The organism is Micromonospora sp. WMMD964, from assembly GCF_029581455.1.
Classification (GTDB): domain Bacteria; phylum Actinomycetota; class Actinomycetes; order Mycobacteriales; family Micromonosporaceae; genus Micromonospora.
In genome coordinates, this window is record NZ_CP120860.1 from 3,400,610 (window position 1) to 3,426,354 (window position 25,745).

Below are 25,745 nucleotides of genomic sequence, written 5' to 3' on the forward strand. Positions count from 1 at the left end.
TATCGTAAAACAAGACGGACGTACGGTTTGGGGGCGAGATGTGGGATCCGACGGCCTACCTGCGCTACGGCGACGAGCGGTCCCGGCCGTTCCACGACCTCGTCGCACGGATCCCCGCCGCGCGACCCCGGGCCGTGGTCGACCTCGGCTGCGGCCCCGGCCACCTCACCGCCACCCTCGCCGAGCGCTGGCCGACGAGCCGGGTCATCGGCCTGGACTCCGCACCCGAGATGATCGACCGGGCCGCCGCGCTGGACGCTCCCGTCGACTTCGCGGTCGCCGACCTGCGCGACTGGCGTCCGACCGGCGACGAGGACGTGGTCGTCAGCAACGCCGCCCTGCAGTGGGTGCCCGGCCACCAGGAGTTGCTGCGCCGCTGGGCCGCCGAACTGCCCGCCGGGGCGTGGCTCGCCATGCAGGTCCCCGGCAACTTCGAGGCTCCATCGCATCGCGCGCTCCGCGAGGTCGCCGACCGGCCCACCTGGCGCGCCGAGGTCGCCCCGCTGCTGCGCGCGGACCCCGTCGACGACCCGACCGACTACGCGGCGCTGCTGACCACCGCGGGCTGCGCGGTGGACGCCTGGGAGACTACCTACGTGCACCTGCTGCCGGCTCGGCCCGCCGCCGAGCACCCGGTTCTCACCTGGATGGAAGGCACCGCGCTACGCCCGGTCCGGGCCGCGCTGGACGCCGCCGGCTGGTCGGCCTTCCGGGCCGAGCTGGGGGTACGGCTCACCGCCGCGTACCCGGTGCGGCAGGGTCAGGTGTACTTCCCGTTCCGCCGCGTCTTCGTCGTCGCCCACACCGGCGACCATGACCTCGTCGCCCACACCGGCGACCATGCACAGGAGAACCCGTGACCGATCTGACCACCTTCATCGCCGGCCTGCCCAAGGTGGAGCTGCACGTGCACCACGTCGGCTCCGCCTCGCCCCGGATCGTCGCGGAACTGGCCGCCCGCCACGAGGGGCGCACCCCCGTGCCGGCCGACCCCGAGGCGCTCGCCTCCTACTTCGAGTTCCGCGACTTCGCGCACTTCATCGAGGTGTACCTGAGCGTGGTGGACCTCATCCGCGACCCGGAGGACGTCTGGATCCTCACCCACGAGGTGGCCCGGGAGCTGGCCCGCCAACAGGTCCGCTACGCGGAGCTGACCATCACCCCGTACTCGCACGTGCGCCGGGGCATCCCCGCGCCGGCCTTCTGCGAGGCCATCGAGGACGCCCGCCGGCGTGCCCTCGCCGACTTCGGCCTCGACCTGCGCTGGTGCTTCGACATCCCCGGCGAGGCCGGCCTCCCCGCCGCCGAGGAGACGCTGCGCGTCGCCCTGGACGAGCGCCCCGACGGGCTGGTCAGCTTCGGCCTGGGTGGCCCCGAGATCGGCGTACCCCGGCCGCAGTTCCGGCCCTACTTCGACCAGGCCCGCGCGGCCGGTCTGCACTCCGTCCCGCACGCCGGGGAGACCACCGGGCCGCAGACGATCTGGGACGCGCTGAACGAGCTGGGCGCCGAGCGCATCGGGCACGGCATCTCCGCCGCCCAGGACCCGAAGCTGCTGACCTACCTGGCCGAGCGGCAGATCGGGATGGAGATCTGCCCGACGTCCAACGTACGGACCCGGGCGGTCGCCGACCTCGACGAGCACCCGCTGCGCCAGCTCGTGGACGCCGGGCTGCTGGTCACCATCAACTCCGACGACCCGCCGATGTTCGGCACCACCCTCAACGACGAGTACGCGGTGGCGGCCCGACTCCTCGGCACCGACCGCGAGGGCCTGGCCGGGCTGGCCCGCAACGCCGTGAGCGCGTCCTTCCTCGACGCCGCCGGCAAGCAGCGGATCACCGCCGAGATCGACGCGTACGTCGCCACCGCGCGCTGACCCGACGCGACCCGGCCGACGGGGGAGAGCAGGGCGCGCGGCGGGAGCGTGGGTGTGGGGGGACCTGAGACTCCCGCCGCGCGCGCGGCTTCACCGGCCGTGGGTGCATGGTGCGCTCGACCGGTGAAACTGGTGGGTTCGTGCTCTGATCCTGTCAGCCCGCAGGCGTTCCAGCTCGGTCGTTAACCGCGATCTAAGGAAGACTTGCACCGGGGCACAACCGGCCCACCGGTCACTCGTCGGTGGGGCGCTGGCGGGGCCAGCGACGGCCGCTGGTCTTCGTGTCCCGGGCGTCGCGGGCCATCCGACCGACCAGGCCGAAACGGCTCACCTGCCGGGGCGTCGCCTCCGGATCGGCCAGCAGCATCACCACACTGGCCCCGCCCAACCGTGCGCGGTCGATGCTCACCGAACCGTTGGCCTGCAACGCCACCCGCTTGGCGATGTCCAGACCGAGCCCGGTCGAACCCTGGTCACTGGCCCCCCGGCGCAGCGCCCGGTCCGGGTTGGCGATGCCCGGTCCGGCGTCGTCGACCCGGATCGCCACGTACCCGTCCCGCCGCGACACGGCCACCTCGAACGCGGTGCCCTGCGGGGTGTACCGGAAGACGTTTCCGATCACCGCGTCCAGCGCGGCGGCCAGCTCGGCCCGCGGCACCGGGGCGGGGATGCGCAACTGTGCGCCGTTCACCCGGTGTGGCCGGTTCTGGTCGCCGGCCAGCGCCGCCCAGAACACCATCCGGTCCCGGACCACCTCGCTGACGTCGCACATCGCCGGCCCGGCCTCGTGCGCCACCGCCTTGCGGGTGGTCTTGATCAGCACGTCGATCTCACCCTCCAGGGTGACGATCGCCTGCCGGATCCGCCGGATGCCGCGAAGCCGGTCCAACTCCGCCGGACTGAACGACCCCACGCTGGTGTCGTCGGACTCCAACGCCTCCGCGTCCAACCGCAACACCGTCAACGGGGTACGCAGACGGTGCGACAGGTCGGCCACCAGCTCCCGCTCGTCGGTGCGGGCCGCGTCGAGGCGGTCGGCCATCCGGTTGAAGGCGTACCCGGCCTCGGCCAGTTCGCGGGGACCGGTCGGCTCGACGCGTACCCCTGCATCGCCGTCGCCCACGGAGAGCGCGGCCTTGACCAGACCCCGGGTCGCGTCCACCGCGCGGGCGGCGACCCGATCGACGACCAGCACCGCCGCTCCGACCATCGCCGCGCCGACCGCGAACAGGAGCAACCAGGTGCCGCCGCCCTCGCCCAACGTCGAATCCGGCAGGAACACCTCGACCACCGCCGTCCGGTCACCGAGGACCACCGGGTCGAGCCGCACCACGCCGCCGTCGACGTCGACCACCAGCGACCGCTTGTCGGCTCGGGCGCGGTCCAGGTCGCCGCCGCCGGCCCGACCGGCGGACTCGTCCAACCCCAACCCGTGCACCACCGGACGGGTCGGGGCCCCCTCGGCGCTGGCCACCACGGCACGCTCGACGACCGCCGGATCGGTGCTCACCGCGAGCGCGCCGGTCACCAACGCGCTGCGCCGAGCCGCGTCGGCGATCGCCTCGTCCCGGCTCTGCTCCCGCAGGCTGAGCCCGAGCGGGATCAGGAAGGCGAGCGCGACGAGACTGCACATGCCGGCCGTGAGCAGGGCCAGCGCCGTCCTCAGTCCGGCGCCACCAGCCGGAACCCGACCCCCCGCACGGTGCGCAGGTAGCGCGGCTTCGCCGCGGACTCGCCCATCTTTCTGCGCAGCCAGTACAGGTGAACGTCGATTGTCTGGTCCTCGCCGACCGATGGCTGCCGCCATACCTCCTCCAAGAGTTCCCGGCGGGACACTACCCGCCCAGGTCGCGCGGCGAGATACGCCAGCAGGTCGAATTCCTTGCGGGTCAGCGCCAGTGGCTCCCCGTCGAGCTGGGCGCTGCGCTCGCCCACGTCCACCCGCAGCCCGCCGACGCTGTGCACCGCCGGCTGCACCGCCCGGCTGGCCCGCCCGGCCCGGCGCAGCACCGTGGTGATCCGCGCGTCCAGGTGCGCCCCGGTGAACGGCTTGACCATGTAGTCGTCGGCACCGGCGCGCAGCAGTTTGACGACCGACTGCTCGTCGTCGCGGGCCGTCGCGATGATGATCGGGACATCGGTGATGCCGCGCAGCATCCGCAGCGCGTCCGAGCCGTCCAGGTCCGGCAGGCCCAGGTCCAGAACCACCAGGTCGGGTGTCTCCGCGGCGACCCGACGCAGCGCGTCCAACGCCGTACCGACGGCGTGCACGGCATGCCCCCGGTCGGTGAGGGACCGCAGCATCGCGCCGCGTACGACGTGATCGTCTTCGACCAGGAGCACGGAGGCCACGACAAGACCGTACTTGGCCTGGCAAGTTGATCGCGTTGCGACGTGCCTGAGGAGCGGGCAAGCTGGTACGACGATGTCCTTCACGCTGTTCGTCGATGCCCGCCTGGCGCTCGCCCGGGACAGCCTCGCCGGTCTCTCCACCGGTGACGCGCTCGGCGAACGGTCCGCGTCGTCGGCGTCCGTCGATCTCGCCGAGGGCGCACTGCCACCGGCTCCCTGGCGGTGGACCGACGACACCGAGATGGCCTGCTCGGTCCTCGCCGCCCTGGTCGACGGCGGCGACATCGACCGGGACCGGCTGGCCCTGGCCTTCGCCGAACGTCGCGACCCCCGCCGGGGCTACGGCGACGGCGCCACGGAGATCCTGCGGCTGATCCACGGCGGCACCCCGTGGCCGTTGGCCGCCGCCTCCGCCTTCGACGGGCAGGGCTCCTGCGGCAACGGCGCGGCGATGCGGGTCGGCCCGTTGGGCGCGTACTTCGCCGACTCGACAGCCCGCGCCGCCGCGCAGGCCCGCGCCTCGGCCGAGGTGACGCACGCGCACCCGGAGGGCATCGCGGGGGCGGTCGCGGTCGCCGTCGCCGCCGCGCTGGCCGCCCGGTCCCGCCTCGACGGGCACCGGCCGGCCCCGGAGCGGCTGCTCGCCGGGATCGCCGCCGCGCTCGATTCCGGCACCGAGGTGCACCGGAGCGTGAACCGGGCCGCCGGGCTGCTCGGCCGGCCACTGGCCCGCGTGGTGGCGGCGCTGGGCAACGGCTCCCGGGTGACCGCCCAGGACACCGTCGGCTTCACCCTCTGGGTGGCCGCCACCCACCTCGACGACTACCCGGCGGCGATCCGGACGTGCGTACGGGCCGGCGGTGACGTGGATACCACGGCCGCCATCGCCGGTTCGGTGGTGGCTGCCCACACCGGCGTCGGCACCCCGGGCGGCGTGCCCGAGCCGTGGCTGGCCGCCCGCGAACCATTACCGCCCTGGGCGCCCTGACGGCCCGGCGCGCTGGTGGCCTGGTCGCCTGGCCTGCCCGGGGCGTCGTGGGCGTGATCGACTCGGGTCTCCGGAAGTCGGGCTGTCCACGTGACCTGGATGCCGCGGTTTCCGGGAACCCGAGTCGATCAACGAGAAGCAGGCACCGGCTCGGCCGGCCTTGCGGCCTCGGCCGGCGTCGGCGTCTTGGGTTCACCGGGGGCTTCGGCCTGGGGCGCGGTCTGGGTCTGGGTCGGCGCTCCGGGTTCGCCGGGGGCTTCGGTCGGGGTTGCGGCCTCCGCCGGGGTCGCGGTCTCGGCGGTGCGGCCGGTGACCTCGGCGAGGGTGGGGAATTCGTCCGTGTTCCCGGTCACCTCGGCGAGTGCGGCGGCCTCGTTCGGGTCGCGCCGACGCCATCGGCTGATCAGCCAACCGATGGCCGCGCCGCCGCCGAGCCCGGCGAGCAGGCCGGCGGCCAGCATCCCGTCGGCGCTGCCGGACTCCTCGTCGGCGCCGCCCGCACGATCCGCCGGGCCGCCGTCGACACCGCTACCCGGGTCGGCGGGCGCACCGGCGGCCGGGGCGCCGTGGCCCCCGCCGTGGGTGGCCGGTCCGGCGCCGGGGAGCGCCGGCAGCAGAGTCAGCACCGGGGCCCGGTGCGGGCCCGTGGCGTCCGCCCACCGGACGGCCGTGCCGTCGGCGTACGTCTGGACCACCTCGAAGGTGAGCCGCTCCGCCTGCGGCATCGGTCCCATGGACAGCGCCAGGCGGGCCGGACCGGGGCCGCCGTCGCCGACCCGGACCCAGGTCACCGCCGTGGTCACCGTGCTCACCCCGGAGGAGTGGATTCCGGCCAGCGGCTTGTCGAGGGTGCGGGAGCTGAGCCGGGGCGCCCAACCGTCCACCGACATCGGGTAGACCTCGGCGATCGGCGCGTCGGCCGGCAACCGGATCTCGATCTGCTTGGTCTTCGTGCCGGCGCGCTCCTCCGGCACGGTGAACTCGAGGCGTACGGCGTCGCCCTGCCGAGCCTTGGTCGGGGTGGTCGTCACGTCCGCCGCGTCCGCCGTGCCGGGCCAGAACAGCAGCCCGGCGGCGGTCAGCGCGGTCACCGCCGCGATCCGCCGTCGACGCTCGCCGCCGTGCGTGCTCGCCATCTCGTGCCCCCATCCGTCTCCGCGCGGCCGGCACCGGTTTTCCGGCCACACCCGGTAGTTCGGCTGCGAGGCGCGAAAGGTTCAACGCGAGCCGTCCGGAAGGCGGCGACGGCGCGACCGATAGCATCGGCAGGAGCCGAGGATCGGCACCGTTTCGTACCGCTTGGAGGAGTCATCGTGTCCGCACCCCGTACCCCCGCCGTGGCCGACCCCGTCGTCGTCGCCGCCGGGACGACGGCGGCCGACGCGGTGGCCGCGGCCGGACTGCCCGCGAACGGCCCCAAGGCGATCGTCGTGGTCCGCGACCCGGAGGGTCAGCTCCGTGACCTGGACTGGGCGCCGGCCGAGGAGACCGTCGTCGAGCCGGTCAGCCTGGACTCGCCGGACGGGCTCAACGTGCTGCGCCACTCCACCGCGCACGTCCTCGCCCAGGCCGTGCAGGACGTCTTCCCCGAGGCCAAGCTGGGCATCGGCCCGCCCATCGAGAACGGCTTCTACTACGACTTCGACGTCGACAAGCCGTTCCAGCCCGATGACCTCAGCAAGCTCGAGAAGCGCATGCAGGAGATCATCAAGTCCGGGCAGCGCTTCCGCCGCCGCCGCTTCGGCAGCCTGGACGAGGCGCGCTCCGAGCTGGCCGACGAGCCGTTCAAGCTGGAGTTGATCGAGGTCAAGGGCGAGGGCCTGGACACCGACGAGGTCATGGAGGTGGGCGGCGGCGAGCTGACCATCTACGACAACCTCGACGCCAAGGAGGACAAGGTCTGCTGGTCGGACCTGTGCCGGGGTCCGCACCTGCCGACCACCCGCCTGATCGGCGCGTTCAAGCTGATGCGGTCCGCCGCCGCCTACTGGCGGGGGTCGGAGAAGAACCCCCAACTGCAGCGGGTGTACGGCACCGCGTGGCCCACCCGGGACGAGCTCAAGGCGTACCTCAAGCTGTTGGAGGAGGCCGCCCGGCGCGACCACCGCAAGCTCGGCGCGGACCTCGACCTGTTCAGCTTCCCCGACGAGATCGGCTCCGGCCTGGCGGTCTTCCACCCCAAGGGCGGCATCATCCGGCGGGAGATGGAGAACTACTCCCGGCAGCGGCACGAGGCCGCCGGGTACGAGTTCGTCAACACCCCGCACATCACCAAGGCGCAGCTGTTCCAGACCTCCGGTCACCTGCCGTACTACGCGGACACCATGTTCCCGCCCATGCAGCTGGAGGGCGCGGACTACTACCTCAAGGCGATGAACTGCCCGATGCACAACCTGATCTTCAGGTCGCGCGGGCGGTCGTACCGTGAGCTGCCGTTGCGGATGTTCGAGTTCGGCACCGTCTACCGGTACGAGAAGTCCGGCGTCGTGCACGGCCTCACCCGGGTCCGGGGTCTCACCCAGGACGACTCGCACATCTACTGCACCCGCGAGCAGATGGCCGGTGAGCTGTCCACGCTGCTCAGCTTCGTGTTGGACCTGCTGCGTGACTACGGCCTGGACGACTTCTACCTGGAGTTGTCGACCCGGGACGACTCGCCCAAGTTCATCGGTGCCGACGAGGACTGGGAGGAGGCCACCGAGGCGCTGCGGACCGCCGCCGCGACCTCCGGCCTGGAGTTGGTGCCCGACCCGGGCGGCGCGGCGTTCTACGGGCCGAAGATCTCCGTGCAGGCCCGCGACGCGATCGGCCGGACCTGGCAGATGTCCACCATCCAGGTCGACTTCAACCAGCCGGAGCGCTTCGGGTTGGAGTACCAGGCCGCCGACGGCAGCCGCCAGCGACCCGTCATGATCCACCGGGCGTTGTTCGGGTCGATCGAGCGGTTCTTCGGGGTGCTCACCGAGCACTACGCCGGGGCGTTCCCGGCCTGGCTGGCGCCGGTGCAGGTGGTCGGCATCCCGATCCGCGAGGACCACACCGACTACCTGCACGGTTTCGTGGCGGCGCTGCGCGCCGAGGGTGTCCGCGCCCAGGTGGACGCGGGTGACGACCGGATGCAGAAGAAGATCCGTACGGCGCAGCAGCAGAAGATCCCGTTCATGGTCATCGCCGGCGACGACGACGTGGCCGCCGGGACGGTCTCCTTCCGCTACCGCGACGGCTCCCAGCGCAACGGCGTACCGGTCGCCGAGGCGGTGACCCACATCCTCGACGTGGTCGGCTCCCGCACCAACATCGGTCCGTCCGCCGCCGCGGAGTGACGCCCCGGTGCGTGCCCGGCCGACCGGCCGGGCACGCACCGGCGTCAGATGCCGCAGTTCGGCGCCGACCAGCCGCCCACCGCCGCGACGTGCGTGTGGTCGTTGTGGTCCGGGTAGCCGGGGCCGAGGATCTGGCCGAAGCCGTGGTAGCGGGCCTGCTGGGCCAGTCGGCAGAACGACGGTGACCCGACCAGGTCGACCCCGTCGCCGTACAGGTGTCGGCTGTTCGACGCGCCGCCGACCGCGCTGTTGCAGGCGTAGCTGCGGAAGCTGCTGCTGATCACGATCGACACGTCACCGAGGGCGTGCCGCATGGCCTGGAGCTTCCACATCGAGACGAGCGCGTTGAACCGCGCGGTGCTCGCCGAGACCGCGCCACCGGACCAGTCGCTGTTGCACTTGTTTAGCTCGGCGTAGCTGAAGTTGGCCGGTGTGCAGTCGTCGTCCTGGAGGGCGTAGAGCCGGTTGTACGTCTGCGGCCCGGCGATCCCGTCCGCGGGCAGCCCGTACGCCTGCTGGAAGCGGATCACCGCCGACCGGGTGGCCGGGCCGAAGGCGCCGTCGAGGCCGAGCACCGCGCCGTAGCCGGGGTAGCCGGCGACGCGGATCTGGAGTTGCCGGACGTCCTCACCGGATGCCCCCTGGGACAGGGTCCGGCCCCAGGTGTAGCAGCCGTCCGCCTGGGCGGCGCCGGCGGTGAGGGTGATGCCGGCCACTGTGGTGGCGGCAGTCAGAGCGAGTGCCGCGAGGAGCCGGCCGAGCCGTCGGATCATGTAACCCTCCATCAATGCATGGAAGTTTCTGGATGCATGGAATCTTCAGGTCTTGCTATTGATCCGTCAAGAACTTGCACGGTGACGTTTTCCCATCCGACAGGTGTCGCGGCACGCCTCAAGTGCTCCGTAGGATCGGCTCGTGACAGGGGAGGAACAGCACACCGACATCGGCGGCATGGCGGACGGCCTGGAGCGGCTCTGGACACCACACCGGATGACCTACATCTCCGGCGAGGACCGCCCGGCCGAGGGCTACGAGAAGCCGACCGGTTGCCCGTTCTGCCGGGGCCCCGAGCTGCCGCCGGAGGAGAGCCTGGTGGTGGCCCGCGGCGAGCACGTCTTCGTGGTGCTCAACCTCTATCCGTACAATCCAGGGCATCTGCTGGTCTGCCCCTACCGGCACGTCGCCGACTACACCGACCTGGACGTGCCGGAGACCACCGAGCTGGCGTCGTACACGCAGACCGCGATGCGGGTGATCCGCAAGGTGAGCAACGCCCACGGCTTCAACCTGGGCATGAACCAGGGCGGGGTGGCCGGTGCGGGCATCGCCGCGCATTTGCACCAGCACGTGGTCCCGCGCTGGGGCGGCGACGCGAACTTCATGCCGGTGATCGGCCGCACCAAGGTCCTGCCGCAACTGCTGCACGACACCCGCGACCTGCTGGCCCGCGCCTGGCCGTCCTGACCGTCGGCGACACGCCGGGCCCGCGCCGCCCGCTAGGCGGCGCGCAGCAGCGGGGTCAGCTCCGGCCAGCTCTCCACCCGGTGTACGAGCGGCAGCAGCGCCTCGTGGGCGGCGACCTCCGCCGGGCGGGGCCGGAACAGGTAGCGGTGCGGCACCGACTCCAGGTAGCCGAGCACCTCCAACTTGTCGTCCACGAAGTGGGTCAGCCCGAGGCGCTCGGCGATTGGCGCCTTGTCCGGCCGGGTACGGCAGAAGTGGACCCGCTCGACCGGGATGCCGGTGCGCGCCGGGAAGCCATGGTGGGCCAGCCACTCCCGGGTGCGGCGCTCGGTGGCCTCCCCGCACTTGGAGACCAGGTGCACCTCGTCGAAATCCGGCCCGAGCGCCGCGAGCGCGTCGAACGCCCCGTCGACCACCGGCGTACGCAGGTAGTGCGCCCCGAAGAACGAGGTGTCGGCGTCCTCGTCGGCCGGCTCGATGATCACTCCGCCGACGTCCACACCCAGCCTCCGCATGCGGCCGATCATGCCGTACCGGTCGGTCGGCTCGCACGCGCGATTCCGGCCCCGGGATCTGCTACGCCCCCGCCCGTGGAGGTGGCACGATCGGCCGATGGCAGTCACGACACGGACGTTGGGACGCAGCGGCATCCAGGTCAGCGCCCTCGGCATGGGGTGTTGGGCGATCGGCGGCCCGTGGGCCGAGGGCACCCAACCGCTCGGCTGGGGTGCGGTCGACGACGACGAGTCGGTGCGTACGGTCCGCCGCGCGCTCGACCTGGGCGTCACCCTCTTCGACACCGCCGACACGTACGGCGCCGGGCACAGCGAGCGAGTCCTCGGCCGGGCGCTGGCCGGTCGCCGGGACGAGGCCGTGATCGCCACCAAGTGGGGTTACACCTTCGACGAGGCGAGCCGACAGGCCACCGGAGAGGACGCGTCGCCCGCGTACCTGCGTAGGGCCGTGACCGACTCGCTGCGCCGGTTGGGCACCGACCGGATCGACCTCTACCAGCTGCACCTCGCCGACCTGTCGGTGCCCCGCGCGCAGGGGCTGATCGGCGGCTGCGAGGACCTGGTCGCCGAGGGCCTGATCCGCGCGTACGGGTGGAGCACCGACCGTGCCGACCGCGCCACCGCGTTCGGGCACGCCACCGCCGTGCAGCACACCCTGTCCGTGCTGCGGGACGCCCCCGAACTGCTCGCCGTCTGCGACAAGTACGACCTGGCCAGCGTCAACCGGGGCCCGCTGAGCATGGGGCTGCTCACCGGCAAGTACACGGCCGCGTCGACCCTGCCGCACGACGACGTACGCGGGCTGGCCCCCGGGTGGTTGGAGTGGTTCCGTGGTGGTCGGCCCGCGCCGGAGTGGCTGCGTCGGGTCGGCGCGGTCCGAGCGGCGCTCACCGCCGACGGGCGCACCCTCGCCCAGGGAGCGCTGGGCTGGATCTGGGCCCGCAGTGGCCGCACCATCCCGATCCCCGGCTGCCGTACGGTCGCCCAGATCGAGGAGAACGCCGCCGCGCTACACCGGGGCCCGCTGCCGGCGGACCAGTTCGTCGAGGTGGAACGCCAGTTGGCGGCGCTGCGCACGGCGGCGCTACGCGACGCCGACCGCCCGCACTGGCCCCCGCCCACCCACCCCACCGTCCATCCCTGACCCAAGCCCCACCCCACCCCCTGCCCCGACCCTGCCCCCACCCCCGTCCCCGTCGATCATGGAGTTGTGGTGCCTGAAGATCGGGGCATAGGTGGCATGTCGCCCACCGCAACTCCATGATCGACGGCGGGGAGGGGTGGGGAGGGGTGGGGAGGGGTGGGGAGGGGCGAGGCAGGGGGTGGGGTGGGGTGGGGTGCGTCAGGGGGTTTGTTCCTTGCGGATCTGGTCGGCCAGGTGGGCGGGCATCGGGTCGTGGCGGACGAAGTGACGGCGGAAGGTGCCGGTGCCGGCCGTCATCGAGCGCAGCTCGACGGCGTAGCGCAGCAGTTCGGTAGCCGGCACCTCGGCGCGGACGAGGGTTCGGCCCTCGGCGTCCGGGTCCGGTTCGGTGCCGAGCACACGGCCTCGTCGGCCGGAGAGGTCGCCCATCACCGTGCCCACCGAACCGTCAGGCACCCGGATGGTGACCTCGTCGATCGGCTCCAACAGTGCCGGCTGGGCCCGCTCGGCGGCGTCGCGCAGGGCCAGCGCGCCGGCGGTCTGGAAGGCCGCGTCGGAGGAGTCGACGCTGTGCGCCTTGCCGTCGACCAGGGTCACCCGCAGGTCCACCACCGGGTGACCGGCGACGAGGCCGCGTTCGAGCTGGGCGCGGATGCCCTTCTCCACGGAGGGGATGTAGTTGTGCGGCACCGCGCCGCCGACGACCCGGTCGACGAACTCGAAGCCGCCGCCCCGGGGCAGTGGCTCGACCTCGATGTCGCAGACCGCGTACTGGCCGTGGCCACCGGACTGCTTGACGTGCCGGCCGTGCCCCCGCGCGGGCACCGTCAGCGTCTCGCGCAGCGACACCTTGACCGGCTCGGTGTCCAGCTCGACGCCTCCGGCGCGGAGCCGGTCGAGCACCACGTCGGCGTGTGCCTCGCCCATGCACCAGAGGACCAACTGGTGGGTCTCCGGGTTGCGCTCCAACCGCAGCGTGGGGTCGCCCGCGACCAGGCGGGCCAGGTTGCGGGCCAGGGCGTCCTCGTCGGCGCGGCTGTGGGCGACGATCGCCACCGGCAGCAGCGGTTCCGGCATCTCCCAGGGGGCGATCAGCAGCGGGTCGGTCTTGGCCGAGATGGTGTCGCCGGTCTCGGCGCTGCCCGACTTGGTGATCGCGCAGATGTCGCCCGCCGCGCAGAGCGGCACCTCGCGAAGGGTGGCGCCCAGCGGGGTGTAGATGTGCCCGACCCGTTCGTCGGCGTCGTGGTCGGGGTGCCCGCGTTCGGCCATGCCGTGCCCGGAGACGTGCACCGTCTGGTCGGGTCGCAGCGTGCCGGAGAAGACCCGGACCAGCGAGACCCGGCCGACGTGGCGGTCGACGGTGGTCTTGACGACCTCCGCGACGAGCGGCCCGGCCGGGTCGCACGTCAACGGCGGACGCGGTGACCCGTCCACGCCGGTCACCGCCGGCAGCTCGTGCTCCAGCGGCGAGGGGAACGCGGCGGTCAGCACCTCCAGCAGCACGTCCAACCCGACGCCGGTCTGGGCGCAGACCGGCACCACCGGGTAGAAGTGGCCTCGGGCGACGGCCTTCTCCAGGTCCTCGATGAGCACCTCGTCGCTGATCTCCTCGCCGTCGAGGTAGCGGTCCATGAGGGTCTCGTCCTCGCTCTCGGCGATGATCCCCTCGATCAGCTCGTCGCGGGACTCGTCGATGGCCCGCTGGTGTTCCGGGTCGGGGGCGCGGACGTCGGCGGGCAGCCCGGCGCTGTAGTCGAAGACCCGGCGGGTGATCAGGCCGAGCAGACCCTCGGTGGACACGCCGTCGTCGCCGAGCATCGGCAGGTAGAGCGGCATCACGTTGTCACCGAAGAGGCGTTGGCAGAGCGCCACCGTCTCGTCGACGTCGGCGCGGGGCTGGTCCAGTCGGGCCACCGCGACCGCGCGGGGCATGTCGACCGCCGCGCACTCCTCCCACAGGGCGACGGTTGCGGCGTCCATGCCGCCCGCGGCCGAGACGACGAAGAGCGCGGCGTCGGCGGCCCGCAGCCCGGCGCGCAGCTCGCCGACGAAGTCGGCGTACCCCGGGGTGTCCAGCAGGTTGACCTTGATGCCGTTGTGCAGCAGTGGTGCGCAGGACAGGCTGACCGAGCGTTGTTGGCGTACCGCGGCGGGGTCGTGGTCGCCCACGGTGGTGCCGTCGACCACGGAGCCGGCCCGGCCGATCGTGCCCGTCGCCGCGAGCAGGGCCTCGACGAGTGTCGTCTTGCCCGCTCCGGAATGCCCGACGAGCACCACGTTGCGGACCCGTTCGGGTCGGGTCATGACCGGCGCGCCGCCGGTGGAACCCTTCTCCTGATTTTTCTGCGCCATCGGGCGCACCTCCCTCAGCCGGTGGTGGGTGGCGACCGCCGCGCGAGGTGGAAGCGGCCCGGGGCGAGAGCGCGGCGATATCCTCCGGTGGTCTGCTGCACAGCGGGAACGGGACGGGTTGGCGGGTGAGCTGGCTCACCCCCTGGCTCGATCTCACACCCGTTGTCGGACAGGCACAAGCCTCTCGCGGGCGGGTCGCCGGGACCGTCCGTATCGGCGGAGCTGGGCGGACCGTTATCGTGGGGACCGCCATGGCGAAGATCTTCCAAGTGTCGGCCCGCGCGGGGATGACCCGCGTCGTCGAGCCGATTGCCCGTGCCCTTCTGCGCGCGGGCGTCACCCCCAATGCCGTCACCGTCACGGGCACCGTCGGTGTGCTCGTCGGCGCGCTCGGCTTCGGTGCGCGCGGCCATCTGGTCGCGGGCGCGTTGATCGTGACTCTGTTCGCGTTGACCGATCTGCTCGACGGGACGATGGCCCGGATGAGCGGCGGCTCCACCCGGTTCGGCGCGTTCCTCGATTCGAGCATGGACCGGGTCGCCGACAGCGCCGTCTTCGGCGCGGTCGCGTACTGGCTGGCCACCGAGGGCAACCACTCGGGGGTCACCGCCGCGCTGGTCTGCCTGGCCGCCGGGAGCCTGGTCTCCTACGTGAAGGCACGCGCCGAAGGGCTCGGCATGACCTGCAACGTGGGCATCGCCGAGCGCACCGAGCGGCTGCTGATCGTCGGCGTCGGCGGCATCCTCACCGGTGTCGGTGTGGAGCCGGCGCTGGAGATCGCGCTCTGGCTGCTCGCCGCGGTGTCGATCTTCACGGTGGGGCAGCGGATGACGCACGTCTACCGCCAGGCCCGGCAGCTCCAGCCGGACGGCCAGGCGTGAGGGGCCCGGTGACGGCCCGGTGCCGGACGACCGGCGGCCGGGCCGCGTGAACCTCACCGAGCTGGGCTACGTCGCCGGCTGGCGGGTGGTCCGCGCGCTACCCCGGCCGCTGGTGGCGGCGGCGTTTCAGGCGGGCGCCGACCGCGCCCACCGCCGTGGCGGCGGGGGTACGGACCGACTGCGCGCGAACCTGCGCCGGGTGGTCGGGCCGGAGCTGTCCGACGCCGAGCTGGACGATCTCGTCAAGCGTGGGTTGCGCTCCTACGCCCGGTACTGGATGGAGGCGTTCCGGCTGCCGTCGTTGAGCCGGACGCAGATCCTGTCCGGCTTCCGGCTCGACGGCGCGGAGTTGCTCGCCGCCGACGTGGCCGCGGGCCGGGGCGCCGTGGTGGCGTTGCCGCACGCCGGCAACTGGGACGCCGCGGGGGCCTGGGTGGCGGCCACCGGTTGGCCGATCACCACGGTCATGGAGCGACTCAAGCCGGAGGGCGTCTACGAGCGTTTCATCGCCTTCCGGGAGAGCCTGGGGATGGAGATCCTGCCGACCCACGGCGGACCGCGCCCGGCGTTCGAGGTGCTGCTGGACCGGGTACGCGCCGGTGCCGTGGTGCCGCTGCTGGCCGACCGGGACCTCTCCGCCCGTGGCGTGGAGGTGGACTTCTTCGACGGGAAGACCCGGATGCCGGCCGGGCCCGCACTGCTCGCGTTGCACACCGGAGCGCCGCTCTACGTGGCCTCGATGTGGTACGAAACGGACGCGGCCTGCGCGTCGCTCGCCGGCCCGCTGCCGGTGCCGGGGCCCGAGTCGGGGCCCCTGGACCAGCGGGTCCGATCGCTGACCCAGCTGATCGCCGACCGTCTGGCGGCGGGTATCGCCCGGCATCCGGAAGACTGGCACATGTTGCAGCGGATGTGGCTGGACCAGCGGAGGGCGGGGGACGGCACGGTGCTGCCCTCGTCGGCCTCCGGTCCGGCCTAGGGCGTGGTGGGCACGGTGGGTTGGTGTCCCACGATCACGGACAGGGGGCGGTGACGCATGCGGATCGGCATCGTGTGCCCGTACTCCTTCGACGTGCCCGGCGGTGTGCAGAACCACGTGATGGACCTCGCGGAGGCGCTGATCGCGCTCGGTCACGAGGTCAGCGTGCTCGCCCCGGCCGACGAGGATTCGCCGCTGCCGCCGTACGTGGTGTCCGCGGGCCGTGCGGTGCCGCTTCCGTACAACGGCTCGGTGGCCCGGATCGCGTTCGGCCCGGTCTCGACCGCTCGGGTCCGTCGGTGGATCACCAACGGTGACTTCGACGTGCTGCACGTGCACGAGCCGCTCACGCTGAGCCTGTCGCTGCTGGCCGTGCTCTCCGCTCGGGGTCCGGTGGTGGCCACGTTCCACACCGCGATGACCCGTTCGCGGGTGTTGGCGGCGGCGCAGGGTGTGCTCCAGATCGTGTTGGAACGGATCACCGCCCGGATCGCGGTCAGCGCGCTGGCCCGCAAGGTGCAGGTGGAGCACATGGACGGCGGCGCGGTGGAGATCCCCAACGGGGTGGCGGTGGCCAAGTTCGCCGACGCCGAGCCGTTGCCGGGCTGGCCGGGGGAGTGTGCCCCGGGCACCGGCGGCACGCTCGGCTTCCTGGGCCGGTTCACCGAGGCGCGCAAGGGCTTCCCGGTGCTGCGTGACGCGTTCGTGGCGCTGGCACCCACCCGGCCCGGGTTGCGGTTGCTCGTCGCCGGCCCGGGTGACCCGGACGACCTGTACGACCAGTTCCCGGCCGAGCTGCACGAGCGCGTCACGTTCCTCGGCCTGGTCACCGAACCGGACAAGGCGCGCATGCTGCGCAGTGTCCACCTCTACGTGGCGCCGAACACCGGTGGCGAGTCGTTCGGCATGATCCTCACCGAGGCGTTGGCCGCGGGTACGACGGTTGTCGCCAGCGACCTGGACGCGTTCCGGCGGGTGCTCGACGGTGGGCGCGCGGGCCGGCTCTTCCCCACCGGCGACCCGGTGGGGCTGCGCGACGCGGTGACCGAGCTGTTGGACGATCCCGCCGGGCGGGCCACGCTGACCGCCTGCGGGGATCAGGTCGTGGCGAATTTCGACTGGCCGGTGGTTGCCCGCCGTGTTCTGGAGGTATACGCAGCGGCGATCGAGGCAACCGACGGGCGGGTCATCGACCAGGAATGGGTGGGGCTGGGCTGACCGCTGTGACGGACGGTGCGGCGGTGACCGGTCTCCCGGCCTGACCGCACGCACTCGGAACTGAAACGGAGCAGCACTACGATGCCGCACATGTGGTGGGTGGTGGCCGCGAGCGTGGTCGTCGGGCTGGTCGCGGCGTACCTCGTCTGGACGGCCGGCCGGGTCGACAGGTTGCAGGGTCGCGCGGAGCTGGCGGCCCGGGCACTCGACGCCCACCTGCTGCGCCGGGCGGCGGCGGCCGCGGTGCTGGCCGAGCGGCGGTTCGGCGTCGAGCTGTACGCGGCGGCCCGGATCGCCCTGGACGCCGGCCCGGACGAGCGTGAGGCGGCGGAGAACGATCTGACCCGGCAGTTGCGTGCCGTCCAGTTGGATCCGGACGATCCGGACTGCGGGGCGGTCATCGCGGCCAGCCGTCGGTTGGCGCTGTCCCGGCAGGTGCACACCGATCTGGTCCGGGACGCCCGCTCGGCGCGTAGTCGGCCGCTGGTGCGGTTGTTGCGGATGGGGCGGGGCCGGGAGTGGCCGCGCTACTTCGACATCGACGACCCGACCCTGACGGTGCCCGCGGACGTCCCCGCCACCTGACCCGGCCTCGCGCGGGCCGGTGATCAGTGCCACAGGGCAGGCCACCGGAGGTCTGATTGGCTGTCGGTGCGGCGTTGCAGCGCACGTAGCATTTTCGCTGCCACCCCCGGAGCCCGTCCAAGGAGCGTTGACCCGTGCCCGAAAACACCGCCTCGAACACCGGTACCGCCCCCGTCGTCGGCTCGGCCCGCGTGAAGCGTGGCATGGCCGAGATGCTGAAGGGCGGCGTGATCATGGATGTGGTCAACGCCGAGCAGGCCAAGATCGCCGAGGACGCCGGTGCCGTCGCGGTGATGGCCCTGGAGCGGGTGCCCGCCGACATCCGCGCGCAGGGCGGGGTGTCCCGCATGAGCGACCCCGACATGATCGACGGGATCATCGAGGCGGTGTCCATCCCGGTCATGGCCAAGGCCCGCATCGGCCACTTCGTGGAGGCGCAGATCCTCCAGTCGCTCGGCGTGGACTACGTCGACGAGTCCGAGGTGCTGACCCCGGCCGACTACGCCAACCACATCGACAAGTGGGCCTTCACGGTGCCCTTCGTCTGTGGCGCGACCAACCTCGGCGAGGCGCTGCGCCGGATCACCGAGGGTGCGGCCATGATCCGCTCCAAGGGCGAGGCCGGCACCGGTGACGTCTCCAACGCCACCACCCACATGCGGAGGATCCGCCAGGAGATCCGTCGACTGTCCTCGTTGCCGGCCGACGAGCTGTACGTCGCCGCCAAGGAGTTGCAGGCCCCGTACGAGCTGGTCAAGGAGGTCGCCGAGAGCGGCAAGCTGCCGGTGGTGCTGTTCACCGCCGGTGGGATCGCCACCCCGGCCGACGCCGCGATGATGATGCAGCTCGGTGCGGAGGGCGTCTTCGTCGGCTCCGGCATCTTCAAGGCCGGCAACCCGGCCCAGCGGGCCGCCGCGATCGTCAAGGCCACCACCTTCCACGACGACCCGGACGTGCTGGCGAAGGTCTCCCGTGGCCTCGGCGAGGCCATGGTCGGCATCAACGTCGACGAGATCCCGCAGCCGCACCGCCTGGCCGAGCGGGGCTGGTGACCGACGGATGGCCGTACCCGTGATCGGTGTTCTCGCACTTCAGGGTGACGTCCGCGAACACGTGGCGGCGTTGGCCGCGGCGGGTGCGGACGCCCGCCCGGTGCGTCGACCGGCGGAGCTGGACGCGGTCGACGGCCTGGTGATCCCCGGGGGCGAGTCCACCACCATCAGCAAGCTCACCGACATCTTCGAGATGCGCGAGCCGATCGACAAGCGGATCGCCGACGGCATGCCGGTCTACGGGTCCTGCGCCGGCATGATCATGCTGGCTTCGGCGGTGCTGGACGGCCGACCCGACCAGCGCGGCTTCGCCGGCATCGACATGACCGTGCGGCGCAACGCGTTCGGTCGGCAGGTCGACTCGTTCGAGGCCCCGGTGGAGATCACCGGGGTGCCGGAGGAGCCGTTCCACGCGGTCTTCATCCGGGCGCCCTGGGTCGAACGGGTCGGTGCCGGTGTCCAGGTCATCGGAACGGTGACCGGTGGCCCGGCCGCCGACCGGATCGTGGCGGTCCGGCAGGGCAACTTGTTGGCCACCTCGTTCCACCCCGAGTTGACCGGTGACCTGCGGGTGCACGCGTACTTCGTGGATCTGGTGCGGGCCGCCTGAGCGGTCGGGCAGGGCGCCCTGCGACCGGCGGGGCATGTTCTCCGGCCCCGGTTGGTTGTCCCATGGGTCACCGGCGGCACCCCGGCGGGTGCCGGATGTGACACGCCCGGGTGTGACCTCGGTAAGATTGCCGCGGTTCGGCAGGGCCGTCGCCCGGCGCGGCAATTCCCGCGGAGCCGACCGGCCGCCGGACCGCCCGATGCGGCGCGTCATCGGTGCGGCAGTCGATGCAGGCGTGGAATGACAGACGGAGGTAGAAGATGTCCGGCCACTCAAAGTGGGCGACGACCAAGCACAAGAAGGCCGTCATCGACGCCAAGCGCGGCAAGATGTTCGCCAAGCTGATCAAGAACGTCGAGGTGGCCGCACGGACCGGTGGCGGCGACCCCTCCGGTAACCCGACTCTCTTCGACGCGATCCAGAAGGCGAAGAAGAGCTCGGTGCCGAACGACAACATCGATCGCGCCGTCAAGCGCGGCTCCGGCCTGGAGGCCGGCGGCGCCGACTGGCAGACGATCATGTATGAGGGGTACGGCCCGAACGGCGTCGCGATGCTGATCGAGTGCCTCACCGACAACCGCAACCGGGCGGCGACCGAGGTGCGCACCGCGCTGACCCGCAACGGCGGCTCGCTGGCCGACGCCGGTTCGGTGTCGTACATGTTCTCCCGCAAGGGCGTGGTGATCGTCCCCAAGGAGGGCACCAGCGAGGACGACGTGATGATGGCCGTCCTCGACGCCGGTGCCGAGGAGGTCAACGACCTCGGTGAGGCGTACGAGGTGGTGTCCGAGCCGACCGACCTGATCGCGGTCCGCACCGCCCTGCAGGACGCCGGCATCGAGTACGAGTCGGCCGAGTCCTCCCTCATCCCCAGCATGAACATCCCGCTGGACGAGGAGGGCGCGCGCAAGGTCTTCAAGCTGATCGACGTGCTGGAGGACTGCGACGACGTGCAGAACGTCTACGCGAACTTCGACGTCAGCGACGACGTGATGGCGGCCGTCGACGCCTGAGGGCGCCAGCCCGCAAGGTGGCGGGCGCCAAACCGCAACGGAGGGGGCCGTTCACCGGCCCCCTCCGTCTTGGTACGACCAACCACCCGCGCCTCGACCCGGTCGCCGACACCGACCCCCGCCATGATCCACACCAGGTCGGCGACATCGCGGTATCCGAGCCCCGGGATACCCCGACGTCGGCGAAACCGAGTCGATCAACCCCACAAGGGGATCGGCATCGCGCGCTGATATCACCGAGAAGCCCTGACATCCATGAGTGTCAGGGCTTCCGTGCACCTCGCCGCGATCAACGAGTGGCCATGACCTACTTCGCCACAGGCTTCAGCGGGCCAGGCGGTCCAGCAGTTCGCCGAGCAGCGCCTGTTCGCCAGGCGTGAGGTTCCCCGGGTCGTTGCCGACCAGCGCACGCAACGTCAGGGCGGCGCTCGCGCGGGTAGCGGGGGCGTCGCTGGAGGGCGTGTGCAGGACTCCGGCCAGTGCGGCCTCTCGGACGCGCACGGACAGCCCGAAGTCCGGCTCCGGCTGGCTGATCAAGGTGAGCGTGATGCCGACGTTGGCGGCGAGCACCTGTTCGGCGGCGTCGTCCGCGGGCACCGTGAGCAGGCCCTGGGAGGCGGCGTCGGTGAACCGCTCGCGCAACGCTGCGTGCGCGGGAGCGGTGACCGCGCAGGGCTTTCCCGGCTCGACGCGGCCGTAGAGCAGCCCGTAGAACGACGGGTGCTCCAGCCCGAACCGCACGTGTCTGTCCCAGCCCTCGCGCAGGTCGTTCAGCGGGTTGCCGGAGCTTTCGACCGCTGTGTATTGGGTGAAGCCGTGGTTGACCACGGCGTCGATCAGGCCCTGCTTGCTGCCGAAGTGGTGGTACAGCGTGGGGGCCTGCACTCCGGCGCGTTCGCACACCGCCCTCGTGGACACCGTGCCGCCGGCCTGCAACAACTCCGCTGCGGCGAGCAGGAGTCGATCCCGTGCGTTCTGCATGTTGCTATGGTAGCTCATATAGCGCTACATTGCGCTCTATAGCGAGAGGAGGAGTCCATGAGGACTTGGTTCATCACGGGTGGGACGCCCGGAGGGTTCGGCCTGGTCTACGCGGAGGCTGCCCTGGAGCAGGGCGATCAGGTGGTGGTGACCTCGCGTCGGCCCGCCGAACTGCGAGAGTGGGCTGAATCACACGGCGACCGTGCGCTGGTGCTCCAGCTCGACGTCACCGATGCCGACCAGGTGCGGGCGGCGGTCAAGGCGGCCGAGGAGCGGTTCGGCGGGATCGACGTGCTCGTCAACAGCGCCGGCCGTGGCTGGTACGGCTCGATCGAGGGTGCCCCCGACGAGACGATCCGCCGCACGTTCGACCTCAACCTGTTCGCCGTGGTCGAGGTGGTGCGCGCGGTCCTGCCCGGTATGCGGGCACGCGGCGACGGCTGGATCGTGAACATGTCGTCGGTGGCAGGCCTCGTCGGCGCACAGGGGTTCGGCTACTACGCGGCGGCGAAGTTCGCGGTCGAAGGACTGTCGGAGACACTGCGCCAGGAAGTCGAGCCGTTCGGTGTGCGCGTGCTCGTCGTAGAGCCAGGGGCGTTCCGCACCAAGGCCTTCACCTACTTCCAGAACGAGGACGTCAACGAGACCGTCGACGCCTACGTGCCCATGGTCGAGGGCGTCAAGGCGGCGTTCGTGGACCACAACGGCAAGCAGGCAGGAGACCCTGTTCGCGGAGTGCAGGCCGTGATCAGCGCGATGAACGCACCCGTTCCGCCGAAACGAATCGTGCTCGGCAACTCCGGCTACGACGTCGTCGTCGCGATGCACGAGAACGCACTCGCGGAGCTGCGCGCGAACGAGAAGCTCTCCCGCGGAGCGGATTTCTGACGCAGGTCCATACCAGCACGCGCCCGCGTTCTGGAATTCGAGAAGACTGGAGAGCAGCAATGAACGACATCACTCTGCCCAAGGCCGTCGACACCTTCATCACGGCCACCAACGCGCACGACGCGAAAGCGCTGGCCGCGGTCTTCGCCGACGGGGCCACCGTGCGCGATGACGGGAAGACCTGGGTCGGCGTGGCCGAGATCAGCGAGTGGATCCAGGGGCACCTGATCAACCCCAAGGTCGTGCTCACGCCGACCTCGTTCGCGGACGACCGGCTGGTGGCCTCCGGGGACGGTGATTTCCCCGGCGGACCTCTGTCCTTCGCCCTCGTGTTTGATATCAAGGACGACCAGGTCACGGACCTCGCGATCGAGCCCGTCTGATTCGTCAGCGGCCGGGGCCGCCTGAGGGCTGCTCCGGCCCGAGCCCACGGTGGGGAGAGTGCGGAGGTGGAAGTGGTGGCGGACCGGTTCGCGCCCGGTGACACCGTGGTGCGGCGCGAGGTGCTGCGCGGCGAGGTGTGGTTCGCCTGCCCGACGATCTGCGTCGAGGACTCACCCGACCTGCTCGCGCTCTACCTCCCGCCGGGTGCCGAGTTCGGCTTCCCGAAGGACGGTGTCTTCCCCTGCGGGAGGCACCCGTGGGAGACCGCCGGGCACCGCTCCTGGTCGGGCCACGGCAAGGTGATGCTGCAACGCCCCGGTGAGGCGCACTCGATCGACGTGTTCTGGACGGGGCCGGGTCGCGACTTCGCCGGCTGGTACTTCAACCTCCAGGACCCGGTGCGGCGTACCCCGATCGGGGTGGACACCCTGGACCACGAGCTGGACCTGTGGTGGGGTGCGGACGCCGACCGGTACGTCTGGAAGGACGTGGAGTTGTTCGCCCAGCGCCTCGTCGAGGGGCGCTACCCGGGCATGGGTGACGCGATCCAGGCCGAGGGCGACCGGATCGCCGCGCTGCTCGACGCCGGCGAACGGTGGTGGGACCCGGCGTGGGCGACATGGCAACCCGACCCGGCCTGGTCCGCGCCGCCGCTGCCGGTCGGTTGGGACCGGGTGCCCCCGGCCCGCTGAGCGGCCCCGCTCAGCGGCCCGGCAGTGTGTCGACCAGGAACACCTGGTCCCCGCCGTCGGTGCACGGCTCGGCCAGCGCTTCGGCCGAGATCTCGGTGTCGTCGTCGCGCAGGCCGACGCACAGGTCGCCGTCGGCCGGCCGGATACGGTACGAGGTCGGCGTCGATCCGGTCGACTCGAACCGGAACAGCCGGGACGATTTGCCGGCAGAGCAGTCGATGACGGGTTCGAGCATGTTGCGTCCGGGATCCTCGTCGCGGACGCTGAGGCACCCCACCCCGTGTGCCGGGTGGTTCCATTTGATGAAGTACACCCCGTCGGACACCGGCTCCAGGTAGGTGTCCGGTGGGGTGGCCTCCGCGCAGGGCCGCTGAACCGCCACCTCATGCCGGTACTGGCCGGTGCGATCCCGCCCCTCGGTGACACAGAGCTGCGGACTTCGGGCGGGCCGGATCTGGCTCAGCCGAGCGCTCGGAGCGAGCGTCGCGCTGGCACTGGCGTCCGGTGCGGCCGGCGGGCCGGCGCTCGCCGAGGTGGTCGATTCGCCGAGCGGTGTCGTTCGCTGCTTGTCGTCGGGCCGTTGGATCCAGACACCGACGCCGATCGCGACCAGCAGGGTGCCGACGAGAGGCAGTGCCAGCGGCACGGGCCGCGTGAACCACCGCGAACGGGTCGCGCCCCCGTCCACCACCCCCGGCACCGCCGCCTCGGCGGACGGTTGGTCGGGCGACGGTTGGTCGGGCGCGGTGCGGTCCGGGGACGGCTGGTCAGGCGTGGGCGACTCCGGTGCGTAGGCACCCACCGCGAGGCGGTGCCGCGCCCGCAGCCACGCCTCGACCTCGTCGCCGGCACCGCAGGCCCGGACGAAGGCGGCCACCACCTCGGGTCGCGGCAGCGTGTTCCGACGGACGACGTCCGCCGCGGTGCTGCGGGCCAGCACGTCACCGGCCGCCGCCGCGCGTTGCTCCAACTGGCGGTACGTGAGCCGCGACCGGTCCTTGAGTTGGCGTAGCTGGTCGACGAACTCGGCCGGGTCGGCCGCCTCGTCCGGTCGTAGTTCCCCCGTGGACATCGCCCGATTCTCCTGACCGTGCGGCCGCGGGGGCAAGCCGGGATCCAGCGACTGTCCGAGATGGTCGGACAAAACCCGGACAGGTGGCCCTGAGCTGCGCGGACACCGCGCCGGGGCAGTCAGGCCATTGTTCCGGCCGACGGCCTTCTCTAGCGTCTTCCTCGATGGCCGCGCCGCTGAGGGCGTACGGCCCACGGGTTCGGACCGGCAACGGTCCGGGTCTGACGACACCAACGAACTGGGGGATTCGATGGATGACGCTGCCCTGGATCTGGCGCCGCAGGCGACCACGGCGGGGGAGTACGTCGCGTTGCTCCGAGACGTGCGTCGGCGTTCCGGCCTGACCTACCGGGAGGTCTCCCGCCGCGCCTCGGCCACCGGACACTGGCTTCCACCGAGCACGCTGGCCACGATGCTGGGGCGGAGCACCCTGCCCCGGGAGCGTACCGTCGTGGCGTTGCTGACGGCCTGCGGTACGACGGCCGGCGAGGTCGAGCGGTGGTTGACGGTGCGGCGCGACATCGAGGCCCACCTCAGCGAGCGGGACCGTGTGGGGGTTCAGGAAACGGCGACCATCACGGCCCCGTCCGCCGACCCAGCCCCGCCTGCAGAGCCGGCCGCTCCGGCTCCGTCGGCGGACCTGGCCCCGACTGCGGGACCGGTTCCACCGGAGTTGGTGCCACCCGACGTGCCACGGCCGGCGCGTCGACGCCTCCGGCTGGCGGCGGTCGCGCTGCTCGCCGTGCTCACGGTCGGCGCGGCCGGGACGCTGCTACCGCGCGCCGACCCCACGACGGACGACGCGCCGACTGACGACTGCCCGGTCGTCCTGCGCCAGGGCATGTACGGCCCGTGCGTGCAGAGCCTCCAGGAACGGCTGGTGGCGGGCGGACTGTTCGTGCCGGTGGACGGCTGGTTCGGCCCGGACACCACCAGCCGGCTGATCGCCTTCCAGGCACTGGGTGGCCTGCCGGTCAGCGGCTCCGCAGACGGCAGGATGCTCGACGAGCTGTCGGGCGATCTGGTGGCGCCCAGGTGGCCGGAGGAGCGGGTCGGAAAGTACGTGCGGAAGGCGTTCCCGGAGGATCCGGCGGCAGCGGTGCAGGTGGCGCGGTGCCTGTCCGGGCTCGACCCGTACCGGGTGGAGATCGCCGCGGACGGGTCACGGCGCTGGGGGGTGTTCCAGTTCAGCGACGTGGAGTTGTCCCGCCTCGGCGTCGACCGTCGGACCGCGCTGGACCCGGTGTGGAACGTCTGGGCCGCACGGGACGTGTGGTCGCGTACCACCAGCTTCGAGCACTGGGACTGCGCCCCGTTGCCGTGACCGAGACGTGCTGCTCCCCGCCCGCCCCCGTGGGCCGGGCGGGGAG

Annotated in this window: 25 protein-coding genes; 17 read left to right on the forward strand and 8 right to left on the reverse strand. The window is 72.0% G+C overall.

Features of this window, described 5'->3' with window-relative positions:
* Positions 1-38 precede the first annotated feature (38 nt).
* A complete protein-coding gene (locus tag O7616_RS15800; RefSeq protein WP_282307492.1) occupies positions 39-860 on the forward strand; it encodes a trans-aconitate 2-methyltransferase in 822 nt (273 codons plus the stop codon).
* Positions 857-1,879: an adenosine deaminase gene (locus O7616_RS15805; protein WP_282307493.1), complete on the forward strand. Its 1,023-nt coding sequence runs from the start codon at positions 857-859 to the stop codon at positions 1,877-1,879. Before O7616_RS15800 ends, O7616_RS15805 begins: the two co-directional genes overlap by 4 nt.
* Before the next feature lie 232 nt (positions 1,880-2,111).
* Here O7616_RS15805 and O7616_RS15810 read toward each other — a convergent pair whose 3' ends face one another.
* Positions 2,112-3,512: a HAMP domain-containing sensor histidine kinase gene (locus tag O7616_RS15810; protein WP_282307494.1), complete on the reverse strand. Its 1,401-nt coding sequence runs from the start codon at positions 3,510-3,512 to the stop codon at positions 2,112-2,114.
* A 29-nt stretch (positions 3,513-3,541) separates the two neighbouring features.
* A complete protein-coding gene (locus O7616_RS15815; RefSeq protein WP_282260974.1) occupies positions 3,542-4,231 on the reverse strand; it encodes a response regulator transcription factor in 690 nt (229 codons plus the stop codon).
* A gap of 73 nt (positions 4,232-4,304) precedes the next feature.
* On the opposite strand from O7616_RS15815, the gene O7616_RS15820 reads away from it, so the two are divergent.
* Complete coding sequence (locus tag O7616_RS15820; protein ID WP_282307495.1) at positions 4,305-5,219, forward strand: ADP-ribosylglycohydrolase family protein; 915 nt, start codon at positions 4,305-4,307, stop codon at positions 5,217-5,219.
* A gap of 128 nt (positions 5,220-5,347) precedes the next feature.
* On the opposite strand, the gene O7616_RS15825 is transcribed toward O7616_RS15820, so the two are convergent.
* Positions 5,348-6,355, reverse strand: coding sequence for a DUF1775 domain-containing protein (locus O7616_RS15825; RefSeq protein ID WP_282307496.1), 1,008 nt, complete (start codon positions 6,353-6,355; stop codon positions 5,348-5,350).
* A gap of 177 nt (positions 6,356-6,532) precedes the next feature.
* On the opposite strand from O7616_RS15825, the gene thrS reads away from it, so the two are divergent.
* Positions 6,533-8,542, forward strand: a complete 2,010-nt coding sequence (thrS, locus tag O7616_RS15830) for a threonine--tRNA ligase (RefSeq protein ID WP_282260971.1) — start codon at positions 6,533-6,535, stop codon at positions 8,540-8,542.
* Positions 8,543-8,586: 44 nt separating this feature from the next.
* Here thrS and O7616_RS15835 read toward each other — a convergent pair whose 3' ends face one another.
* Positions 8,587-9,315, reverse strand: a complete 729-nt coding sequence (locus O7616_RS15835) for a D-Ala-D-Ala carboxypeptidase family metallohydrolase (RefSeq protein WP_282307497.1) — start codon at positions 9,313-9,315, stop codon at positions 8,587-8,589.
* A 178-nt stretch (positions 9,316-9,493) separates the two neighbouring features.
* Between O7616_RS15835 and O7616_RS15840 the strand changes: the two genes are divergently transcribed.
* Positions 9,494-10,006 carry an HIT domain-containing protein gene (locus O7616_RS15840; protein WP_282264604.1) on the forward strand — a complete coding sequence of 171 codons (513 nt, stop codon included), beginning with the start codon at positions 9,494-9,496 and terminating at the stop codon, positions 10,004-10,006.
* Between the two features lie 32 nt (positions 10,007-10,038).
* On the opposite strand, the gene O7616_RS15845 is transcribed toward O7616_RS15840, so the two are convergent.
* Positions 10,039-10,521, reverse strand: coding sequence for a hypothetical protein (locus O7616_RS15845; RefSeq protein WP_282307498.1), 483 nt, complete (start codon positions 10,519-10,521; stop codon positions 10,039-10,041).
* Between the two features lie 97 nt (positions 10,522-10,618).
* Here O7616_RS15845 and O7616_RS15850 point away from each other — a divergent pair, with 97 nt between their 5' ends.
* On the forward strand, positions 10,619-11,665 hold the full coding sequence (locus tag O7616_RS15850) for an aldo/keto reductase (RefSeq protein ID WP_282307499.1): 1,047 nt from the start codon (positions 10,619-10,621) through the stop codon (positions 11,663-11,665).
* 198 nt (positions 11,666-11,863) lie between these two features.
* On the opposite strand, the gene O7616_RS15855 is transcribed toward O7616_RS15850, so the two are convergent.
* On the reverse strand, positions 11,864-14,020 hold the full coding sequence (locus tag O7616_RS15855; protein ID WP_282302697.1) for an elongation factor G-like protein EF-G2: 2,157 nt from the start codon (positions 14,018-14,020) through the stop codon (positions 11,864-11,866).
* A gap of 251 nt (positions 14,021-14,271) precedes the next feature.
* Here O7616_RS15855 and pgsA point away from each other — a divergent pair, with 251 nt between their 5' ends.
* From pgsA to O7616_RS15890, 7 genes are all read left to right on the forward strand, one after another.
* Positions 14,272-14,901, forward strand: coding sequence for a phosphatidylinositol phosphate synthase (gene pgsA / locus O7616_RS15860; protein WP_282260965.1), 630 nt, complete (start codon positions 14,272-14,274; stop codon positions 14,899-14,901).
* Positions 14,902-14,947: 46 nt separating this feature from the next.
* The gene (locus O7616_RS15865) at positions 14,948-15,880 is read left to right on the forward strand and encodes a phosphatidylinositol mannoside acyltransferase (protein ID WP_282307648.1); all 933 of its coding nucleotides are present in this window, start codon (positions 14,948-14,950) and stop codon (positions 15,878-15,880) included.
* 57 nt (positions 15,881-15,937) lie between these two features.
* Positions 15,938-17,098: a glycosyltransferase family 4 protein gene (locus tag O7616_RS15870; protein WP_282302698.1), complete on the forward strand. Its 1,161-nt coding sequence runs from the start codon at positions 15,938-15,940 to the stop codon at positions 17,096-17,098.
* Between the two features lie 81 nt (positions 17,099-17,179).
* Positions 17,180-17,683: a hypothetical protein gene (locus tag O7616_RS15875; RefSeq protein ID WP_282260963.1), complete on the forward strand. Its 504-nt coding sequence runs from the start codon at positions 17,180-17,182 to the stop codon at positions 17,681-17,683.
* A 134-nt stretch (positions 17,684-17,817) separates the two neighbouring features.
* Positions 17,818-18,735: a pyridoxal 5'-phosphate synthase lyase subunit PdxS gene (gene pdxS / locus O7616_RS15880; protein WP_282260962.1), complete on the forward strand. Its 918-nt coding sequence runs from the start codon at positions 17,818-17,820 to the stop codon at positions 18,733-18,735.
* 7 nt (positions 18,736-18,742) lie between these two features.
* Positions 18,743-19,345 carry a pyridoxal 5'-phosphate synthase glutaminase subunit PdxT gene (gene pdxT / locus O7616_RS15885; RefSeq protein WP_282302699.1) on the forward strand — a complete coding sequence of 201 codons (603 nt, stop codon included), beginning with the start codon at positions 18,743-18,745 and terminating at the stop codon, positions 19,343-19,345.
* Positions 19,346-19,605: 260 nt separating this feature from the next.
* Complete coding sequence (locus tag O7616_RS15890) at positions 19,606-20,358, forward strand: YebC/PmpR family DNA-binding transcriptional regulator (protein WP_145783932.1); 753 nt, start codon at positions 19,606-19,608, stop codon at positions 20,356-20,358.
* A 324-nt stretch (positions 20,359-20,682) separates the two neighbouring features.
* Here the strand turns inward: O7616_RS15890 and O7616_RS15895 are convergent, their stop codons facing one another.
* Positions 20,683-21,339: a TetR/AcrR family transcriptional regulator gene (locus O7616_RS15895; protein ID WP_282302700.1), complete on the reverse strand. Its 657-nt coding sequence runs from the start codon at positions 21,337-21,339 to the stop codon at positions 20,683-20,685.
* A 57-nt stretch (positions 21,340-21,396) separates the two neighbouring features.
* Between O7616_RS15895 and O7616_RS15900 the strand changes: the two genes are divergently transcribed.
* The 3 genes from O7616_RS15900 to O7616_RS15910 all read left to right on the forward strand — a co-directional run bounded on the left by O7616_RS15900 (position 21,397) and on the right by O7616_RS15910 (position 23,303).
* Positions 21,397-22,227: an SDR family NAD(P)-dependent oxidoreductase gene (locus O7616_RS15900; protein WP_282302701.1), complete on the forward strand. Its 831-nt coding sequence runs from the start codon at positions 21,397-21,399 to the stop codon at positions 22,225-22,227.
* 59 nt (positions 22,228-22,286) lie between these two features.
* Positions 22,287-22,610, forward strand: a complete 324-nt coding sequence (locus tag O7616_RS15905) for a nuclear transport factor 2 family protein (RefSeq protein WP_282302702.1) — start codon at positions 22,287-22,289, stop codon at positions 22,608-22,610.
* A gap of 75 nt (positions 22,611-22,685) precedes the next feature.
* Entirely contained in the window at positions 22,686-23,303 is a 618-nt protein-coding gene (locus O7616_RS15910; RefSeq protein ID WP_282302703.1) for a DUF402 domain-containing protein, read from the forward strand.
* Positions 23,304-23,313: 10 nt separating this feature from the next.
* Here the strand turns inward: O7616_RS15910 and O7616_RS15915 are convergent, their stop codons facing one another.
* A complete protein-coding gene (locus O7616_RS15915) occupies positions 23,314-24,375 on the reverse strand; it encodes a helix-turn-helix domain-containing protein (RefSeq protein WP_282302704.1) in 1,062 nt (353 codons plus the stop codon).
* Between the two features lie 250 nt (positions 24,376-24,625).
* Between O7616_RS15915 and O7616_RS15920 the strand changes: the two genes are divergently transcribed.
* The gene (locus O7616_RS15920; protein WP_282302705.1) at positions 24,626-25,699 is read left to right on the forward strand and encodes a peptidoglycan-binding protein; all 1,074 of its coding nucleotides are present in this window, start codon (positions 24,626-24,628) and stop codon (positions 25,697-25,699) included.
* Positions 25,700-25,745: the final 46 nt, after the last annotated feature.

Excerpts from the sequence above, each read along its gene's own strand:
- O7616_RS15800 (WP_282307492.1), top strand. The coding sequence starts at position 39 with ATGTGGGATCCGACGGCCTACCTGCGCTACGGCGACGAGCGGTCCCGG.
- O7616_RS15875 (WP_282260963.1), top strand. The coding sequence starts at position 17,180 with ATGCCGCACATGTGGTGGGTGGTGGCCGCGAGCGTGGTCGTCGGGCTG.
- O7616_RS15835 (WP_282307497.1), bottom strand. The coding sequence starts at position 9,315 with ATGATCCGACGGCTCGGCCGGCTCCTCGCGGCACTCGCTCTGACTGCC.
- O7616_RS15840 (WP_282264604.1), top strand. The coding sequence starts at position 9,494 with ATGGCGGACGGCCTGGAGCGGCTCTGGACACCACACCGGATGACCTAC.
- O7616_RS15825 (WP_282307496.1), bottom strand. The coding sequence starts at position 6,355 with ATGGCGAGCACGCACGGCGGCGAGCGTCGACGGCGGATCGCGGCGGTG.
- pdxT (WP_282302699.1), top strand. The coding sequence starts at position 18,743 with ATGGCCGTACCCGTGATCGGTGTTCTCGCACTTCAGGGTGACGTCCGC.
- O7616_RS15890 (WP_145783932.1), top strand. The coding sequence starts at position 19,606 with ATGTCCGGCCACTCAAAGTGGGCGACGACCAAGCACAAGAAGGCCGTC.
- O7616_RS15855 (WP_282302697.1), bottom strand. The coding sequence starts at position 14,020 with ATGGCGCAGAAAAATCAGGAGAAGGGTTCCACCGGCGGCGCGCCGGTC.
- O7616_RS15820 (WP_282307495.1), top strand. The coding sequence starts at position 4,305 with ATGTCCTTCACGCTGTTCGTCGATGCCCGCCTGGCGCTCGCCCGGGAC.
- O7616_RS15810 (WP_282307494.1), bottom strand. The coding sequence starts at position 3,512 with ATGTGCAGTCTCGTCGCGCTCGCCTTCCTGATCCCGCTCGGGCTCAGC.
- O7616_RS15895 (WP_282302700.1), bottom strand. The coding sequence starts at position 21,339 with ATGCAGAACGCACGGGATCGACTCCTGCTCGCCGCAGCGGAGTTGTTG.
- O7616_RS15870 (WP_282302698.1), top strand. The coding sequence starts at position 15,938 with ATGCGGATCGGCATCGTGTGCCCGTACTCCTTCGACGTGCCCGGCGGT.
- O7616_RS15915 (WP_282302704.1), bottom strand. The coding sequence starts at position 24,375 with ATGTCCACGGGGGAACTACGACCGGACGAGGCGGCCGACCCGGCCGAG.
- O7616_RS15845 (WP_282307498.1), bottom strand. The coding sequence starts at position 10,521 with ATGCGGAGGCTGGGTGTGGACGTCGGCGGAGTGATCATCGAGCCGGCC.
- O7616_RS15905 (WP_282302702.1), top strand. The coding sequence starts at position 22,287 with ATGAACGACATCACTCTGCCCAAGGCCGTCGACACCTTCATCACGGCC.
- O7616_RS15900 (WP_282302701.1), top strand. The coding sequence starts at position 21,397 with ATGAGGACTTGGTTCATCACGGGTGGGACGCCCGGAGGGTTCGGCCTG.
- O7616_RS15920 (WP_282302705.1), top strand. The coding sequence starts at position 24,626 with ATGGATGACGCTGCCCTGGATCTGGCGCCGCAGGCGACCACGGCGGGG.
- pgsA (WP_282260965.1), top strand. The coding sequence starts at position 14,272 with ATGGCGAAGATCTTCCAAGTGTCGGCCCGCGCGGGGATGACCCGCGTC.
- O7616_RS15850 (WP_282307499.1), top strand. The coding sequence starts at position 10,619 with ATGGCAGTCACGACACGGACGTTGGGACGCAGCGGCATCCAGGTCAGC.